Raw genomic sequence first — 16,934 nt, forward strand, 5'->3', positions numbered from 1 at the left:
CTATGACGACACGGCTTTACTGGCATCCGATCTATCTTGAACATTTGACCCCGCCGGGCCATCCAGAGCGTCCGGATCGTATCCGGGCGCTGATGAGTGAACTGGAGGGGCCGGATTTCTACCGGCTCGACCGGGTGGAGGCACCGCGTGCCGACGAAGCGGCTGTGCTCCTTGCGCATCCTGAAAAGCATCTGGAAGCGATACGCGCCGGAATACCCGAGCCTGCTCCGGACGAGGAAGCGCCTGCGCCCGTGGTGCGGCTCGATGGCGATACCTATGTCAGCCCGAAAAGTCTGGAGGCCGCGCTGACGGCAATCGGTGCGGCCACGGCTGCGGTTGATGATGTATTTTCGGGTGCTGCAAATAATGTGTTCGTTGCGGCTCGCCCGCCGGGACATCATGCCGAACGTTCCACAGCGATGGGTTTTTGCCTTTTCAACAATGTTGCGATTGCTGCCCGCCATGCACAGCGCCGCTACGGTGCCGAGCGCGTCGCAATCGTTGATTGGGACGTGCATCACGGAAACGGAACGCAGGATATTTTCAAGGACGATCCAGGCGTCCTGTTCTGTTCGACGCATCAGTTTCCGCTATATCCCGGCACGGGGGCGAAGGATGAAACCGGCGTTGGCAATATCGTCAATGCGCCGCTTTCTCCCGATACCGGAAGCCGCGAATTTCGCGAGGCATTTAATAGTCGTGTATTGCCCGCCTTGGACAATTTCCGGCCAGATTTGATCCTTATTTCGGCTGGCTTCGATGCTCATTTTCGCGATCCGCTGGCCGAGCTAAATCTCGACGAGGCGGATTTTGATTGGGCGACAGGCAAACTCATGGAGCGGGCAGAAAGGTTCTGCGATCACCGGCTAGTGAGTGTGCTTGAAGGTGGATATGATCTAGAGGGCTTGTCGCAGTCCGCGTCTGCGCATATTACGCGGCTGTTGAAAGGATGAATCATGGTAACCGAACCGTCCAACGCCGACATTGCGGTAATGAGCTTCGAGGATGCGCTGAAGCAGCTTGAGAAGATCGTCGACGATCTGGAGCGGGGCGACGTGCCGCTGGAGGAGTCCATTCGCATCTACGAACGCGGCGAAGCCCTCAAGAAGCATTGCGACACGCTTCTGAAATCTGCCGAGGACAAGGTGGAGAAAATCCGCATCGGCCGCGATGGCCAGCCGGTCGGCACCGAACCGCTTGACCCCGAATAATCCTGCCCGAATATACTGGCTGCAATAAGACTGACCGGGCCAATCCGGTCAGAAAAGTGTCTTGAGCTGGGCGACATAGGGCGCCAGAGCGCCACTCAGCAGATAGGGGCCAAGGCCCCAGGCCAGCGTCCATCCCATAGCGCCGACAATATTTGCCGCCAGAAAATGCAGCGGGTCCATTTTCATCGAGCCCGCGATGATCCCGTTCAACTGCCGCAGAAGCACGACGAAGCGAGCAGTCGCCACCACATAAATTCCCTTGCTATCGAAAAGTTTCTCGAACTGCTCCAGCCGTTCCGGTGTGAGTTTGACAAGGTGCCCGTATCTGAGGATCAATCGTCGGCCACCAAAACGACCGATCAGGTATCCCGTACAGTCGCCAAGCACGGCGCCGATAAACACCGCAATCAGCACGGTTTCGATGTTGAGGGTGCCATGCAGGGCGAGCAGCGAGCTTGCAATGAGGGCGCTTTCACCGGGCAGGGGAGCGCCGAAGGATTCAAAATATACGATTACGAAAAGAGCAAGCGCGCCATATGCAGCAATATAAGGTTCCAGAAAGCTCATTGATTTGTAGGTCTTTCGGCAAATGTCGATCTGATCCCAGTCAGATCGAAACACGATAAAAGGCCCCGGACGAGCCGGAGCCTGAAATCTGTATCTAGCACATCAACCGATGGAACGCTTGCCGGTAATTGCGTGGTAGACCCACAACACGATTATCGAGCCGACTATCGCAATAACGAGGCTGATCGGATCGAATGCGCCGGTGACGCCACGTCCAAAAAGCTGAGACGAAAGCACACCGCCGACGATGGCGCCGACAATGCCGAGAGCAATATCCAGAAACAGGCCCTGACCGCTTTTATTGACGATCTTGCTGCCGATGAAGCCGGCAATCAAGCCCAGTATTATCCAGCTCATAACAGACATCTAATATCTCCCGATGCGCAAATGCACTTTTGCATCACGCACTTAGGAGATTTTCACACTGCTACAAAATTTGCAAGGTATAATGCTTGTCAAAATGGGAAACCCATTTACCTTTATCTTACCGAATGCACAGTTGGCATCGGATAACAGGGAGTATCGTGTGATGGGAAGTTATGATGACAACTCGGGCAATTCGCCTATTCCCGGCGGAAGCCTGGCGAAGCCGGTTCTGATTGCGCTTGGCGCCCTGCTGATCGGCAAGATGCTGAAGGGCCATGGAGATGACACGGCAGCTGCCCCGGCGCAGCCAGTACCGGCGCCGGATCAGTCGCAGGCAGGCGGCGGCCTGCTCGGTGGCATCCTTGGCGGGCTTGGCGGTCTGCTCGGTGGTGCGGCTGCTGGAAATGCTTCTGCGGCTCCCTCCGCGCCGGGGCCTCTCGGCGGCGGGCTTGGCGGTCTCCTCGATCAATTGAAACAGGCTGGCCTTGGCGACAAGGTGGATTCCTGGGTCGGTCAGGGCTCCAACCATCCCATCGAGCCGGGACAGCTCGGGGATGCGCTTGGCCAGAAAACGCTCAGTGAAATCGCGGAACATGCCGGCATCGACCAGCAGGAGCTTTTGAACCAGCTATCGCAGGTTCTGCCGGGTTTGGTGGACAAGCTGACGACAAACGGACAGGTTCCCGACACCAGCGCGCTTTCCAAGCTGCTGCAAGGCCGCTGACAAAATTTTGTATTGCGACTGGACCGCACCGCTTGTCGGTGCGGTTTTGTTTTGAACGTGCTTTCGATAAACTGCAATCAGCGCCTATATAAGCTCTACAGATTAATGGCTGGAGTCGCGTTTCATGAGTTTCTTTCCGTGTCCTGATCCGGTTCTTGGTGACAAGACGTCGGTAGACAGCATCGAAACGCTGGTCATCCCGCGTACGAGCGACATTGGCGGGCTGGAAGTGCGGCGAGCTTTGCCAACGGTGCGTCGCCGTCTGGTCGGGCCGTTCATTTTCTTCGATCGCATGGGGCCGGCTGTTCTGCGCGATGGCGAGGCGCTGGATGTGCGCCCGCATCCGCATATCGGCCTTTCCACGGTCACCTATCTTTTTGACGGACATATCCGCCACAGGGACAGCCTTGGCACCGAAATGGTCATTCGTCCGGGCGACGTGAACCTGATGACCGCCGGTCGCGGCATTGTGCACTCCGAGCGTTCGCCGGAAGAGGAACGCAATGGACCATTGCCGATTTCCGGCATTCAGACTTGGCTGGCACTCCCCGACGCGCTGGAAGAAATCAACCCGGAGTTTTTTCACACCAATGCTCCCGATCTGCCATTGATGGAGGATCGTGATTTTTCAGGACGGCTGATCATGGGCTCCATGCTGGGGCTCAAATCGCCGGTAATCCAGCACGCCGATACGCTTTATGCGGATATTCGAATTGAGCCGAACGGGCGTTTCCCGATCCCGCCCGCGGCCGAGGAGCGCGCTATCTATACGTTGCAGGGCAATGTCGGCATTGGGGGAGAAGTGTTCCCGCCGGATCGCTTGCTGGCCTTTCGTCCCGGCGACGATATCGTGGTGCAGGCCGGACCGGAGGGAGCGCATATCATGCTTTTTGGCGGTGCTGCCCTTGGCTCGAAGCGCTATGTATGGTGGAACTTCGTATCCTCTTCGCGGGAGAGGATTGAACAGGCCAAGGAAGAATGGCGCACCGGACGTTTTGATATTGTGCCCGGTGACGAGGAGGATTTCATACCTTTGCCTGAATAAGCATTATGAACCGAACCGTAGGACACGATGTCCCGCCCTGCTTGATCCCGTTGCATTGCTGCTATACCGACAACAAGACCTAACCAGAAACAGGTTGTTTGAATGTCCCGACCCTTGACCCCATTGCTTGACAAGGCGCCGACCCCGGATCGACTGCGTGCATTGCCGGAATCTGATCTGCCGCAACTGGCGGAAGAATTGCGCGCGGAGCTGATCGACGTGGTTTCGACCACTGGCGGGCATCTGGGCGCGGGACTGGGTGTGGTCGAACTGACGGTAGCATTGCACCATGTCTTCGACACGCCGCACGACCGCATCATCTGGGATGTCGGTCATCAGGCCTATCCGCACAAGATTCTGACCGGGCGTCGCGACCGTATTCGCACATTGCGACAGACCGGTGGCCTTTCGGGTTTCACCAAGCGCACCGAAAGCGAATATGATCCTTTCGGCGCCGCGCATTCGTCGACCTCGATTTCGGCTGGCCTCGGAATGGCCGTCGCATCGGATCTTTCGGGCGAAAAGCGCAATGTGATTGCGGTTATCGGCGATGGTTCAATGTCGGCGGGCATGGCCTATGAAGCGATGAACAATGCCGGTGCGCTCGATGCGCGCCTGATCGTCATCCTCAATGATAACGACATGTCGATCGCGCCGCCGACCGGCGCTATGAGCGCCTATCTTGCGCGCCTCGTCTCCGGCAAGACCTATCGCAGTGTCCGCGAGGCTGCGAAACAGGTTGCCAAGAAACTGCCGAAGTTCCTGCAGGACAAGGCCCGCAAGTCGGAGGAATATGCGCGCGCCTTCTTCACCGGCGGCACTCTGTTCGAGGAGCTTGGCTTCTATTATGTCGGCCCCATTGACGGGCATAATCTGGATCATCTGCTGCCGATCCTGAAAAATGTGCGCGATACGCAGGAAGGCCCGGTGCTGATCCACGTCGTCACGCAAAAGGGCAAGGGTTATGCGCCGGCGGAAGCCGCCGTCGACAAATATCACGGCGTCAACAAGTTTGATGTCATTACCGGCAAGCAGTCGAAGCCGCCTGCAAATGCGCCGAGCTACACCAAGATTTTCGGCACAAGCCTGATCGAGGAAGCCCGTCATGACGACAAAATCGTGGCGATCACAGCCGCCATGCCGTCGGGCACCGGGCTTGATCTTTTTGGCGAGGTGTTCCCGCAGCGCACATTCGATGTCGGCATTGCCGAGCAACATGCGGTGACTTTCGCCGCCGGCCTTGCCAGCGAGGGTTTCAAGCCGTTCTGCGCGATCTATTCCACCTTCCTGCAACGCGGCTACGATCAGGTCGTGCATGATGTTTCGATCCAGAACCTGCCCGTGCGCTTCCCTATCGACCGCGCCGGTCTGGTCGGAGCCGATGGCCCGACCCATGCGGGTTCGTTCGATACGGGTTTCCTTGCCGCTCTCCCCGGTTTCGTGGTGATGGCCGCTTCCGACGAGGCCGAGCTGCGCCATATGGTGCGCACGGCCGCTGAATATGACGAAGGTCCGATTTCCTTCCGCTATCCGCGCGGCGATGGTGTCGGTGTCGATCTGCCGGAACGCGGGCAATTGCTTGAAATCGGCAAGGGCCGCATCGTGCGGGAGGGCACGAAGGTCGCGTTGCTGTCCTTCGGAACGCGCTTGCAGGAATGCCTTGCCGCCGCCGATGAGCTGGGCGCTGCCGGTCTTTCGACCACGGTTGCTGATGCACGTTTTGCCAAGCCGCTCGATCATGATCTGATCCGCCGTCTGGCGCGTGAGCATGAAGTGCTGGTGATGGTGGAAGAGGGTGCGGTTGGCGGTTTCGGCAGCCATGTGCTGCAATTCCTCGCCACGGACGGCCTTCTTGATCGTGGCCTCAAGGTGCGCGCTTTGACTTTGCCGGATAGCTATCAGGATCATGGCAAGCCGGACGCCATGTATACCGAGGCCGGTCTTGACCGGGCGGGCATCGTACATGCAGTGTTTGCCGCTCTTGGCCGCGACCAACTGACCACCTCCCACCGTGCCTGAACCGGTTGGCGACAGGAACCTGCGGCTCGATCAGCTGCTGGTCGAACTCGGGCTGTTTGCAACGCGTTCGCGGGCGCGTGATGCAATTCAGCGCGGCACGGTCAAGGTGGACGGCAAGCCAGTCACCAAGCCGGGCCAGACGGTTTTTCGCACGGCAAACATCGCCGTTGACGATCCGGCAAGCGCATATGTCTCCCGCGCCGCCCTGAAGCTTATTGCGGCGCTCGACCATTTCGGCCTTGATGTGAAAGGGCGCACAGCACTCGACATTGGTGCTTCGACAGGCGGCTTCACACAAGTGTTGCTGGAGCGTGGCGCGAACCACGTACTCGCCATCGATGTGGGCCACGACCAGCTGCACGCGACCTTGTGCGCTGATCCTCGTGTCACCAAAAAGGAAGGGCTCAACGCCCGTGCGCTGGAATTTTCCGACCTGGATGGACGTGAAATCGATTGCGTGGTTTCGGATGTGAGCTTCATCTCGCTGAAACTCGCCTTGCCTGCGGCATTGGCCTTTGCGCAAAAAGATGCTATTTGCGCGCTTCTCGTAAAGCCGCAATTTGAAGCGGGCCGCGAGGCCATCGGCAAGGGCGGCATTCTGCGCGACCCGAAAGATGGTGAACGCATTGCAGAAGAACTGAGATTGTGGCTGGAGACGCAAGCCGGGTGGCGCGCGCTCGGCCTTTGCCCGTCGCCCATTGAAGGCGGCGACGGCAATCGTGAATATCTCCTGGCAGGAAAGAAAGACCGATGACGACGCCAAGTACTGGGCAAATTACAATCCGCTCGGTTGGTGCGGGCGGCGATGGCGTTGCCAACCTTTCCGACGGTCAGATTTACGTGCCTTTCACGCTGCCGGGCGAAGTGGCCAATGTCGCGCGCGACAAGAACCGCGCGACGGTTATGGCGCTTCTTGAAACATCGCCTGAGCGTCAGGCCCCTGCCTGCCGGCATTTCGAGGATTGCGGCGGCTGCGCCTTGCAGCATTGGCAGGATGAGCCCTATCGCCTGTGGAAGCGCGAACTGGTTGTTTCCGCGCTGAAGGGCAGGGGGATCGACACGGAAGTTGCCCCGCTGGAGGCTTGTCAGCCGCGCACACGCCGCCGCGCTGTTTTTGCGGCACGCAAGACGGAAAGGGGTGTGCTGCTCGGCTTCAACCGCCACTTGAGCCATGAAATCATCGATATAGTCGAATGCGCTGTAACTGTTCCCGAAATCATGGCACGGCTTGATGATCTGCGTGAAGTTGGGGCCTTGATTGCACCCGGTTCCAAGCCGTTCAAGCTGGCGGCGACACTGACGGCGTCCGGCCTTGATCTCGCGGCGAGCGGCTGCGGCGTGCTGGATGACAGCCAGCGCCGCGCCTTGACCGCGCTTGTCATGAAAAAGGGCTTTGCGCGTCTTTCGCACGAGGGTGAAATCATCGTCGAGCCGAAAAAGCCGCTCATTCATTTCGGCAAGGTGCCGGTTCCGGTTCCGCCCGGTTGCTTCCTGCAGGCAACGGAGGATGCCGAAGAGGCGATGGTGCAGCTCGTGCTGGCTCATGTCGGCAAGTCCAAGCGTGTCGCTGACCTGTTCTGCGGCGTCGGCACATTTGCGTTGCGGATTGCAGAAAAGAGCGCGGTTCATGCGGTCGAGAACGACGCGCTGGCGCTCGCGGCCCTTGATCGCGGCGTGCGCCATGTGCAGGGCTTGAAGCCCGTCTCGATAGAGCGCCGCGACCTGTTCCGCCGTCCTTTGATGCCGAAGGAATTGCTGCCCTATAACGCCGTGGTTTTCGATCCGCCTCGCGCAGGCGCGGAAGAACAGGCGCTTGAGCTGGCAAAATCCAAGGTGGAGAAGGTTGTCGCGGTTTCGTGCAATCCGGTGACGCTCGCCCGCGATCTCGCCATTCTGGTGAAGGGCGGTTATCGCGTCACGCGGGTCACGCCGATTGACCAGTTTCTCTGGTCACCGCATGTCGAAGCCGTGGCGACGCTGGTGAAGAAGTAAATCGATAAATGCCGGGCTCGATCACCCGGCATTTTCATTTCTGTCGGCAGGATCAGTTGGCCAGTCCGTCGAAATTCGTCAGAATGGTGGTCCAGCCTTTGATATGGCCGTCGCGGGCTTCAGGGCTGCGGAACTTGACCTGTTTCAGCGTAATGTCGGTGGTATTTGGATCTACTTCCTTGAGGTCTATCGTCACCACGCTGTCGTCCAGCGAGTGGGGCGAATTCCACGTGAACGCCAGGCGTGAATGTGGGTCGATTTCCAGATAAGTGCCCGAATGGGGCACGTCGCGATCGACCATGTGCATGACGATGGAAAAGCGACCGCCTTTCACCGCATCCGTGCTGACATCGGAAGGTCCGGTGCTGTCACTTGATGCACGCATGAATTTCGCCAGCGTTTCAGGCGACAGCCATGCGTTGAATACCTTCTCCCGTGGGGCCGCAATCCTGCGATTGACTGTCAGTTCGAGCTCACTCATTTTCATGTTCCTTAGAAACGAGTACATCTTCCAGCGCCGTGAGGCGCAGTTCCCAGACAGACTTCAGTTCCGCAAACCATGCCTCCACTTCCCGCACGGGCTCCAGCTCGGCGGCAATGAAATGCTCGCGTCCTAAAGTCTTGCGGGTGACCAGCCCTGCCTCCTCCAGCACCTTGATGTGTTTGGAGACCGAGTTGAGCGACATGTCGAAATGAGCGGCGAGCGCAGTCACCCTTGACGCGCCCTCCTGTACGAGAAGCGTCAAGATGTGCCGTCGGGTAACGTCCCCCACGGCCTTGAGAATATGCGACAAAGCATCATCGTTCATTATTCACCCGTGAGGTTGAATATACTGCATTGCGAAAGATAGTCAACCATATGGTTGAATATTTGCACGGCGCTCGACGGGAAGCAAGCGAATGGCATTGAAATTCCGGAAAGAATGGTTTTCCTGCCGGGTAAAATCTCCAGGGTTTTCTCAGGATTTTGAGGAAAGGGCGGCATCAACCGCCGCTTCGGCATGCAATCGTGTCGTGTCGAATACCGGCACGGGGCTGTCCTGCTGGCCGATGAGCAGCATGATTTCGGTGCAGCCGAGAATGATGGCTTCCGCCCCGCGCTCAACCAGACGATTGATGACAGCGCGGTATTTTTCGCGTGACGCATCGCGCACTTCGCCAACCACCAGCTCCTGATAGATGATGTCGTGCACGGTCTTGCGGTCGGCGTCGTCGGGCGTCAGAACCTCAAGCCCATGTTTGGCCGCAAGACGGCCCTTATAGAAATCCTGTTCCATCGTGAAGGCGGTGCCGAGGAGCCCGACTTTTGAGAGGCCCGCAGCCTTGATCTTTTCCGCCGTTGGGTCGGCGATATGCACAAGGGGGATCGATGTGGCGTTTTCGATGTCGTCAGCCATCTTGTGCATGGTGTTGGTGCAGATCAGGATGAAGTCAGCGCCGCCCCGTTCAAGGTTCTGCGCGGCCTCGATCATGAGCGTGGTCAGCTCATCCCATCGGCCTTCATGCTGGAGGCGCTCGATTTCACCAAAATCCATGGACCACATCAGGCTCTTGGCGGAATGCGTTCCGCCAAGCCGTGCGCGGATTTCCTGATTGATGATCCGATAATATTCCTGCGAGCTTTCCCAGCTCATTCCGCCTATCAGACCGATGGTCTTCATCAACCTCTCCCGGATAAGATTAAGGGCGGATCGCTCCGCCCCTGCCGTATGCTCATATGTTCTGGTGAAAGCCGCCGCGATCACATCTTTTCGATGATCTTCTGGTCGCCTTCATATGCCTTGCCATTGGCGGCGATGATGGCGGGAACGATATCTTCCGCCTTGTCGATGACTAGCGGTTTCACCTGATGCGCGGTGTGCAGAAAGCCTTCCGCCGTCATATGCTCAAGTAGCGAGAGCATCGGCTGCCAGAAATTGTTGATGTTTGCGAAAACCATCGGCTTGCGATGCTTGCCAAGCTGCGCCCAGGTCATCATTTCCACGATTTCCTCAACCGTGCCGATGCCGCCGGGCAGCGTGACGAACGCGTCCGATTTCTGGAACATGAGATGCTTGCGCTCGTGCATGTCGCCGACGACGATAAGTTCGGTCAGCTGTTCGGCCTTTTCAAGGCTTGCTTCCTTGTCGAGCAGGAAGGTCGGGATGATGCCGGTAACCTCGCCGCCAGCTTCCATCACGCCTTGCGCAACCGCGCCCATGATGCCGCGCGTGCCGCCGCCATAAACAAGGCGCAGACCGTGTTCGGCAATGGACCGGCCAAGCGCAACGCCCGCATCGCGATAGATGGGATTCAGGCCCGTAGACGAGCCGCAATAAACACAGATGGATCGAATCTCAGACATGATTTCTTGTGCTCTTTTGGTCTTTCAGCGTCAAGCGCCTCCGGTTTCATTTTGCGGAGAAGATTAGCGGCGGGCGGCGGTCGCGGTTGGACATTTGTGGAGATTGTTATATCTCAATCGGTATGTGTTTCAGATCGTGAAGTGGATTGGATATGAAGAACTGGGTTGTCTTTCTCGGGCTCATCTTTGCCGCGTCATCCGCAACAGCGGGCGAAATCAATATCAAGCTGCCGGACGACACCGAAGTGACGACCAACTCCGTTCTCTACAAATGCGGCGAGAAAAATATCTCGGTAACCTACTACAATGCCGGTGATATTTCGCTTGCGGAACTGGAGCTGGAAGACGAAACCGTCATCGCCTCCAACGTCATCTCCGGCTCTGGTGCCAAATATGCCGGCGGCGTTTACATCTGGTGGACCAAGGGCGAAACGGCCGATCTTTATAACCTTATGGACGATCCGGACCAGTCGAAGCCGACAAACTGTGTAGAACAATAACCCTGCTAATAAAAAGCCTCGTACCTTTTGCTGTTTCGGTGCAGATTTCTTGTGGGGGGAAGCCAAAAGCTATAAACCCGTCATTATAGTCTCTGGCGTGGGTTTCGAAACGAAATGCAAAAGAACAGTTTAGGATTGCTGGGTATCGGGTTCGTCGCGATCGTCGTCGGGCTCGGCCTTTATTGGAATGCGACACGATCTCGCGTTGAGGCACCCCAGTCCGATGTCGCCGCGCCAGCGTCGAACAATGCACCAGCCCAGCCCCAGGCGGCGCCGTCCGAGACAAAAGCACCAGAAGCGCAGGGATCCGCAGCGACGAAGCCCGCGAGCGAAGCCGCGACAGGCGATGCGAAGCCTCAGGCCGCGCCGACCCAAGAACCTGCTGCGCAGGTAGGCGCTGCTTCGCCACAACAGCAGAACAACACGCCGATTTTCGATCTCCTGCGGGTCGAGCCAGATGGTTCGGTGGTGATCGCAGGCAAGGCGCTTCCCAATGCCGATGTCGAAGTCGTGGCAGGCGCGACTGTTGTGGGTAAGGCCAAGGTTGGACCCAATGGCGATTTCGCCATCGTTCTGGATGAACCCTTGAAGGCGGGAGACCATCAGTTGGTCCTGCGTTCCACCGGCGCAGATAACAATGTTGCCACCTCCGCGCAGACTGCCATCGTATCGGTGCCTGAAACCAGGTCGGGGCAGGTGCTGGCGCTGGTCGAGGAGCCGGGGCAGGCGAGCCGTCTGATTACGAAGCCGGAAACGGCGCCGAAGCCGCAGGATACGGAAGCCGCTCCCGAAGCTGCCGCCAAGGCCGACAAGCCGGCAGCCAAGCCCGCGCAGGCTTTGCCGATTGCAATCGAGGCGGTGGAGATCGAAGGTCAGTCGGTTTTCGTGGCAGGCAAGGCCAATGGCGGCAATCGCGTCATCGTCCACGCCAACGATACATTGCTTGGCGCAAGCCTCATTTCGCCGGATGGCCGTTTCCTTGTGCAGAGCAAACAGCCGCTCAGTGTGGGTGACTATATCATTCGCGCCGACCTGCTCGACAACGCCAACCGCGTTCTGGCGACGGCACGAGTTCCGTTCCGCCGCGAAGCTGGCGAGAATATCTCCGCAGTTGCTTCCGATACGGAAGGCCAGACGACCACGCCTTCGGAAGTGCATGGTGAAGCTGCGGCTCCCCTGCAGAAAGTGGAAGGCTCCGTCATTATCCGGCGCGGAGATAATCTCTGGACGATATCCAAGCGCACCTATGGTAAAGGTACGCGATACACCACTATCTATCTCGCCAATCGCGACCAGATCCGCAATCCGGACCTGATCTGGCCTGGGCAGGTCTTCAATATGCCGAAGGAACCTTTGGGTGAGGATGAGGTGAAGCGCCAGTTGGAAGATCACGCCAACTGACCATGGCTTTCAGAGCGGTTTCGGCGGGGCCGATGGTCACGATAGTGTGTTTTCATATTGCCGTGCTTTTGGAGAAAGAACGCCTCGAAAACTTGAACTCTGGAGCATAATCGTATATCGTCGATATACGATGAAGATAATTCTCGACAAGAATTCAGCTGAGGCTGTTTCCGATCTCGCGCAGATCGGGATTGACGATGAAGCCGCGGCGCGCATTTGCGCGGCGCTCGGCCATCCTGTCCGTATTCGCATTATCCGGCAGTTGATAATGGAGGATGCCTGCTGCTGCAAGGATATTGTCGGCAAGCTCGACCTTGCTCAATCGACGGTCTCCCAGCACCTCAAGGTTCTCGTGCAGGCTGGTCTTATCGATTATCGGCCTGAGCGCCAGTCGTCGCGTTACAGCGTCAACTGGCAGCAAATGAACGCTGTCCGCACGCATTTTGCTTCGTTCAAAGGCGCATGCTGCGGTTAGAACCTATCCCGAGAAGCGGGAGCCGGTTTTCGGAAAAGATGTGTCAAACAAACAGATAAAGCGATGACGGAGTTCATCTCGTACGAAATCGCTTGAGCCCACCGACTTGAAAGAACGCACCATGAGTTCCCCCAAAACGGTTTCCGCCGATTCCGGCGAGACGTTCAAGACATTGCGAAATCTCTGGCCCTATATGTGGCCGTCCGACAGGCCGGATCTGCGCATGCGCGTCGTCTGGGCCACGTTCTATCTGGTGATTTCCAAGATTGTGCTCATCCTCGTTCCCTATTTCTTCAAGTGGGTGACGAATGCCTTGACCGGCCAGTTGAACCCGCCGGATTATATTCCGCTGTTTCTGGTCGGTGCGGTGATGCTGGTGCTGGCTTATAACGGCGCCAAGATTATACAGGCCGGCCTCAACCAGCTTCGCGACGCCTTGTTTGCGAGCGTCGGCCAATATGCGGTGCGCCAGCTGGCCTATAAGACCTTCGTGCACATGCACCAGCTGTCTCTGCGTTTCCATCTGGAAAGACGCACGGGCGGGCTTTCGCGCGTCATCGAGCGCGGCACCAAGGGGATTGAAACGATTGTCCGCTTTACCATCCTCAACACGCTGCCTACCATTCTGGAATTTGCGCTGACGGCGGTTATTTTCGCCTTCGCCTACGGCATTTCCTATCTGCTCGTCGTTGCCGCAACGGTCTGGCTCTATACCTGGTTTACGATCAAGGCGAGCGACTGGCGCATCAGCATCCGCCGGGAAATGAACGATTCCGATACGGAGGCCAACACCAAGGCAATCGACTCGCTTCTCAATTTCGAAACGGTCAAATATTTCGGCAACGAGCACATGGAAGCCAAGCGCTTCGATGCTTCGATGGCGCGTTATGAGAAGGCGGCTACCCAGACCTGGACATCGCTCGGCTGGCTGAACTTCGGCCAGGCCGTGATCTTCGGTGTCGGCATGGCAATTGTCATGGTCATGTCCGCGCTGGAAGTCCGCGCCGGAACGCAGTCCATTGGCGACTTCGTTTTCATCAATGCCATGCTGATGCAACTGTCCATTCCGCTCAACTTCATCGGCTTTATCTATCGTGAAATCCGTCAGGGCCTGACCGATATCGAGCAGATGTTCGACCTTCTCGACGTAAAGCAGGAAGTGGTCGATAAGCCCGGTGCGCCGGCGTTGAAGATCGACAAGGGCGCAATCCGCTTTGAAGACGTGCATTTCGCTTATGATGCGAACCGTCCGATTCTCAAGGGGATCAGTTTTGAAGTTCCCGCAGGAAAGACAGTCGCGATTGTCGGACCGTCAGGCGCAGGCAAATCCACCATCTCCCGGCTTTTGTTCCGCTTTTACGATGTCCAGTCCGGAAAGGTTTCCATTGACGGTCAGGATGTCCGTGATGTCGCGCAGGAAAGCCTGCGCAAGGCCATCGGCATGGTGCCGCAGGATACCGTGCTGTTCAACGATACAATAGCCTATAACATCCGCTATGGCCGGCCCGATGCAACGGATGAAGAAGTGGAAAAGGCGGCTGAACTGGCGCAGATTTCGAGCTTCATCAAACATTTGCCGGAAGGCTACAGATCCATGGTAGGCGAACGCGGCCTCAAGCTTTCGGGCGGCGAGAAACAGCGTGTCGCCATTGCCCGCACGATCCTGAAGGCTCCGCCGATCCTCATCCTTGATGAGGCAACTTCCGCACTCGATACGGCCACCGAACAGGAAATCCAGTCCGCGCTCGATATCGTCAGCCGGGGCCGCACCACGCTTGTCATCGCGCATCGTTTGTCGACGGTCATCGGTGCAGATGAAATCATCGTCCTGAAGGATGGCCTGATTGCCGAGCGGGGCACGCATCGCATGCTGCTCAAGCACAAGGGGCTTTATGCTTCCATGTGGGCTCGCCAGCGCGAGGCTGACGAGGCGGAAGAACGTCTGCGCCAGGTGCGGCAAAGCGACGAACTGGGCGTCGTGACCCGCGGTGTCCCGGCGGCGGAATAGTCGGTTCGCGGGGCGGCTTGGTATATTAGGGTGCGATCACGTGCCCTAACAGCCGTGAATAATTTGCGAAATGGATTTTGATTCCGGATAGGATGAGGTAAATAACGGCCAAACTCAAAGGAAGAGCGATGAGCCTTACTGACACTATCCGCAATACTTTCGTGCCGATCCATCGGGAAGGCTATCCGTTTATCGCGGGCTTTTTCGTGGTTTCGCTCATTCTGGGCTGGCTCTGGGACCCGCTGTTCTGGATCGGCATGGTGCTGACCGTCTGGTGCATCTATTTCTATCGTGATCCCGAGCGTGTAACGCCAATGGACGATGATCTGGTCATCAGTCCCGCCGATGGCAAGGTTTCCTTTGTCGGCCCGGCAGTGCCGCCAGCCGAGCTGGACCTTGGCGCCGAGCCGCGTATGCGCGTGTCGGTTTTCATGAATGTGTTCTCGGTACATATCAACCGTTCCCCCGTGCGCGGCAAGATCGAGAAGGTCGTGCATCGTCCGGGCAAATTCCTCAATGCGGAACTGGACAAGGCTAGCACGGATAACGAACGCAATAGCGTGCTGATCGAAAGCCCGCATGGCAAGATCGGTGTTGTTCAGATCGCTGGCCTCGTCGCCCGGCGCATTGTTTGCTGGTCGAACGAGGATGACGATCTGTCCGTTGGCGAACGGTTCGGCCTGATCCGCTTCGGATCGCGCGTCGATGTCTATCTGCCGGCAGATGCGACCGTTCGTGTCGCGGTTGGCCAGACGGCAGTCGCCGGTGAAACCGTGCTGGCCGATTATGGCAGCGGACGCGGCGAGCCAGTGGTGCGGATCGCCTAAGCCGATGGAAGCGCCTTTTCCGCCTTTTGAGCCCAACGGCCGCGTGGATTCATCGCGCGGCCCGAAGCTGTCGCAGATACCCCTGCGTATCGTCGTTCCCAATGTCATCACGGTCCTCGCCATCTGTGCCGGTCTGACCGGTATTCGTCTGGCCTTTGAAAACCGTTTCGAGCTTGCCGTCGTGATGGTGCTCGTAGCAGCCTTTCTTGACGGCATCGACGGGCGTGTGGCCCGCATGATGAAGGGATCGTCCAAGTTCGGCGCCCAGATGGATTCGCTCGCCGACATCGTCAATTTCGGCGTAGCGCCTGCTCTGGTGCTCTATGCCTTCATGCTTGATCAGGCGCGTTCCTTCGGCTGGATCGCGGCGCTTCTCTACGCCATTGCCTGCTGCCTGCGGCTGGCACGTTTCAATGTCATGCTGGAAGACCCGAACCGCCCGGCCTGGCAAAGCAATTATTTCATAGGCGTGCCCGCACCTGCAGGCGCAATGCTCGTCCTGCTGCCGGTTTATCTCGGTTTTCTCGGCCTGACCCCGACGCGGGCGCTCGCTTTCGGTGTGGCGGTCTATACCGTGGCCATTGCGTTTCTGCTGGTAAGCCGCCTGCCGGTTTATAACGGCAAATCGGCCGGCAGCCTTGTCCGACGCGATATCGTCATGCCGCTGATCCTGTTCGTGGTTGTTTACGTCGCGTTCCTGATGAGCTTCACCTGGCAGACATTGAGCATCACGGCGCTCGCCTATCTCGCTTTCCTTCCGTTCAGTCTGGCAGCGTGGAACAGGCGTGAAGCTGCTGACAGAAAGGCTGCGGAAGCGGCCAGCGCCGAAGAGGACGCGTCGTCAGAGGAAAACTGATGGCAACGCCCGTCTGATGAAACGAACGCGCTCCTCGACCGGTGATTTCGGGAGGAGCGCGATCTCATATCCGAGCCGCCTGTAGGTTTTGTCCATCGCATCGAACGTGCGCACGGCTTCATCGAAATCCTGTTGGCGTTCCGCATCCTGCCCGAAGATTTCAGCCCATGGCGGCGCCAGGAACACGGTACTGTTATATCTGATCCGGTGGGCGGCCTCTTCCATATGCTGTGGGACGGGCAGGTCGCACAGCATCAGATAGCCGATCACATCGGGAACGCCGCGGTCGAAGAAAACGGTACCAGCCTGTTGTTCTGCCATGGCGTGAGAGCGCATCTCCCAGCAAAGCATTAACTCGGCAAAAAGTGTGCGATCCTTCCAGGGCAGGGCATTGCCGCCAATAGCGACCTGATCCTGAATAATGGCGCGTCCGGCTTCAACGGTACGGGCGAAGCCGTCCTTTTCAAGGGCATCGATCAGCGTGCTTTTGCCTGATCCCGGTCCGCCGCTGATGACGATGAAACGCTCGTAATCCTTAGTCATAGGTCCTCCAATAGGAAAGGGCACGCGCACCAAACTGGCAGCACGTGAGGAAGGAG

The 16,934-nt window shown here is 57.8% G+C and carries 20 protein-coding genes; 13 read left to right on the forward strand and 7 right to left on the reverse strand.

All coding sequences use genetic code 11. The annotated features are described in order from the left end of the window. Positions 1–2: 2 nt before the first annotated feature. A complete protein-coding gene (locus F9K78_RS11030; protein WP_121980564.1) occupies positions 3–953 on the forward strand; it encodes a histone deacetylase family protein in 951 nt (316 codons plus the stop codon). 3 nt (positions 954–956) lie between these two features. Further along, on the forward strand, positions 957–1,211 hold the full coding sequence (locus F9K78_RS11035) for an exodeoxyribonuclease VII small subunit (protein WP_002963588.1): 255 nt from the start codon (positions 957–959) through the stop codon (positions 1,209–1,211). 48 nt (positions 1,212–1,259) lie between these two features. On the opposite strand, the gene F9K78_RS11040 is transcribed toward F9K78_RS11035, so the two are convergent. Together F9K78_RS11040 and F9K78_RS11045 are read right to left on the reverse strand one after the other, a co-directional pair. Beyond that, the gene (locus F9K78_RS11040) at positions 1,260–1,778 is read right to left on the reverse strand and encodes a DedA family protein (protein ID WP_121980563.1); all 519 of its coding nucleotides are present in this window, start codon (positions 1,776–1,778) and stop codon (positions 1,260–1,262) included. A 102-nt stretch (positions 1,779–1,880) separates the two neighbouring features. Continuing rightward, a complete protein-coding gene (locus F9K78_RS11045; protein ID WP_121980562.1) occupies positions 1,881–2,144 on the reverse strand; it encodes a GlsB/YeaQ/YmgE family stress response membrane protein in 264 nt (87 codons plus the stop codon). 163 nt (positions 2,145–2,307) lie between these two features. Here F9K78_RS11045 and F9K78_RS11050 point away from each other — a divergent pair, with 163 nt between their 5' ends. The 5 genes from F9K78_RS11050 to F9K78_RS11070 all read left to right on the forward strand — a co-directional run bounded on the left by F9K78_RS11050 (position 2,308) and on the right by F9K78_RS11070 (position 7,924). After that, positions 2,308–2,868 carry a YidB family protein gene (locus F9K78_RS11050; RefSeq protein ID WP_121980561.1) on the forward strand — a complete coding sequence of 187 codons (561 nt, stop codon included), beginning with the start codon at positions 2,308–2,310 and terminating at the stop codon, positions 2,866–2,868. A gap of 124 nt (positions 2,869–2,992) precedes the next feature. Next, entirely contained in the window at positions 2,993–3,913 is a 921-nt protein-coding gene (locus F9K78_RS11055; protein ID WP_121980560.1) for a pirin family protein, read from the forward strand. Positions 3,914–4,015: 102 nt separating this feature from the next. Then, positions 4,016–5,932, forward strand: coding sequence for a 1-deoxy-D-xylulose-5-phosphate synthase (gene dxs, locus F9K78_RS11060; RefSeq protein ID WP_151682180.1), 1,917 nt, complete (start codon positions 4,016–4,018; stop codon positions 5,930–5,932). Next, entirely contained in the window at positions 5,925–6,686 is a 762-nt protein-coding gene (locus tag F9K78_RS11065) for a TlyA family RNA methyltransferase (RefSeq protein WP_151682181.1), read from the forward strand. The genes dxs and F9K78_RS11065 overlap by 8 nt, the downstream gene beginning before the upstream one ends. Then, positions 6,683–7,924 carry a class I SAM-dependent RNA methyltransferase gene (locus F9K78_RS11070; RefSeq protein WP_151682182.1) on the forward strand — a complete coding sequence of 414 codons (1,242 nt, stop codon included), beginning with the start codon at positions 6,683–6,685 and terminating at the stop codon, positions 7,922–7,924. The genes F9K78_RS11065 and F9K78_RS11070 overlap by 4 nt, the downstream gene beginning before the upstream one ends. Positions 7,925–7,976: 52 nt before the next feature. On the opposite strand, the gene F9K78_RS11075 is transcribed toward F9K78_RS11070, so the two are convergent. From F9K78_RS11075 to F9K78_RS11090, 4 genes are all read right to left on the reverse strand, one after another. Beyond that, positions 7,977–8,405: an SRPBCC family protein gene (locus F9K78_RS11075; RefSeq protein WP_113368648.1), complete on the reverse strand. Its 429-nt coding sequence runs from the start codon at positions 8,403–8,405 to the stop codon at positions 7,977–7,979. Further along, a complete protein-coding gene (locus tag F9K78_RS11080) occupies positions 8,398–8,733 on the reverse strand; it encodes an ArsR/SmtB family transcription factor (protein WP_021586135.1) in 336 nt (111 codons plus the stop codon). The genes F9K78_RS11075 and F9K78_RS11080 overlap by 8 nt, the downstream gene beginning before the upstream one ends. 150 nt (positions 8,734–8,883) lie before the next feature. Further along, the gene (locus F9K78_RS11085; protein ID WP_112701001.1) at positions 8,884–9,585 is read right to left on the reverse strand and encodes an aspartate/glutamate racemase family protein; all 702 of its coding nucleotides are present in this window, start codon (positions 9,583–9,585) and stop codon (positions 8,884–8,886) included. A gap of 80 nt (positions 9,586–9,665) precedes the next feature. After that, positions 9,666–10,268, reverse strand: coding sequence for an LOG family protein (locus F9K78_RS11090; protein ID WP_112701000.1), 603 nt, complete (start codon positions 10,266–10,268; stop codon positions 9,666–9,668). Positions 10,269–10,420: 152 nt separating this feature from the next. On the opposite strand from F9K78_RS11090, the gene F9K78_RS11095 reads away from it, so the two are divergent. From F9K78_RS11095 to pssA, 6 genes are all read left to right on the forward strand, one after another. Continuing rightward, entirely contained in the window at positions 10,421–10,768 is a 348-nt protein-coding gene (locus F9K78_RS11095) for an MliC family protein (RefSeq protein ID WP_151682183.1), read from the forward strand. A gap of 114 nt (positions 10,769–10,882) precedes the next feature. Beyond that, positions 10,883–12,169: an Ig-like domain-containing protein gene (locus tag F9K78_RS11100; RefSeq protein ID WP_031346452.1), complete on the forward strand. Its 1,287-nt coding sequence runs from the start codon at positions 10,883–10,885 to the stop codon at positions 12,167–12,169. A gap of 130 nt (positions 12,170–12,299) precedes the next feature. Continuing rightward, complete coding sequence (locus F9K78_RS11105; RefSeq protein ID WP_151682184.1) at positions 12,300–12,644, forward strand: ArsR/SmtB family transcription factor; 345 nt, start codon at positions 12,300–12,302, stop codon at positions 12,642–12,644. Between the two features lie 121 nt (positions 12,645–12,765). Beyond that, positions 12,766–14,652, forward strand: coding sequence for an ABCB family ABC transporter ATP-binding protein/permease (locus F9K78_RS11110; protein ID WP_151682185.1), 1,887 nt, complete (start codon positions 12,766–12,768; stop codon positions 14,650–14,652). A gap of 128 nt (positions 14,653–14,780) precedes the next feature. Then, positions 14,781–15,479, forward strand: coding sequence for a phosphatidylserine decarboxylase (locus tag F9K78_RS11115; RefSeq protein ID WP_006466209.1), 699 nt, complete (start codon positions 14,781–14,783; stop codon positions 15,477–15,479). Between the two features lie 4 nt (positions 15,480–15,483). Then, positions 15,484–16,335 carry a CDP-diacylglycerol--serine O-phosphatidyltransferase gene (gene pssA, locus F9K78_RS11120; protein ID WP_100648183.1) on the forward strand — a complete coding sequence of 284 codons (852 nt, stop codon included), beginning with the start codon at positions 15,484–15,486 and terminating at the stop codon, positions 16,333–16,335. On the opposite strand, the gene F9K78_RS11125 is transcribed toward pssA, so the two are convergent. Beyond that, positions 16,321–16,878 carry an AAA family ATPase gene (locus F9K78_RS11125; protein WP_151682186.1) on the reverse strand — a complete coding sequence of 186 codons (558 nt, stop codon included), beginning with the start codon at positions 16,876–16,878 and terminating at the stop codon, positions 16,321–16,323. The two genes, pssA and F9K78_RS11125, sit on opposite strands and share 15 nt — an antisense overlap. Positions 16,879–16,934 lie beyond the last annotated feature (56 nt).

Source organism: Brucella pseudintermedia, assembly GCF_008932435.1.
Taxonomy (GTDB): domain Bacteria; phylum Pseudomonadota; class Alphaproteobacteria; order Rhizobiales; family Rhizobiaceae; genus Brucella; species Brucella pseudintermedia.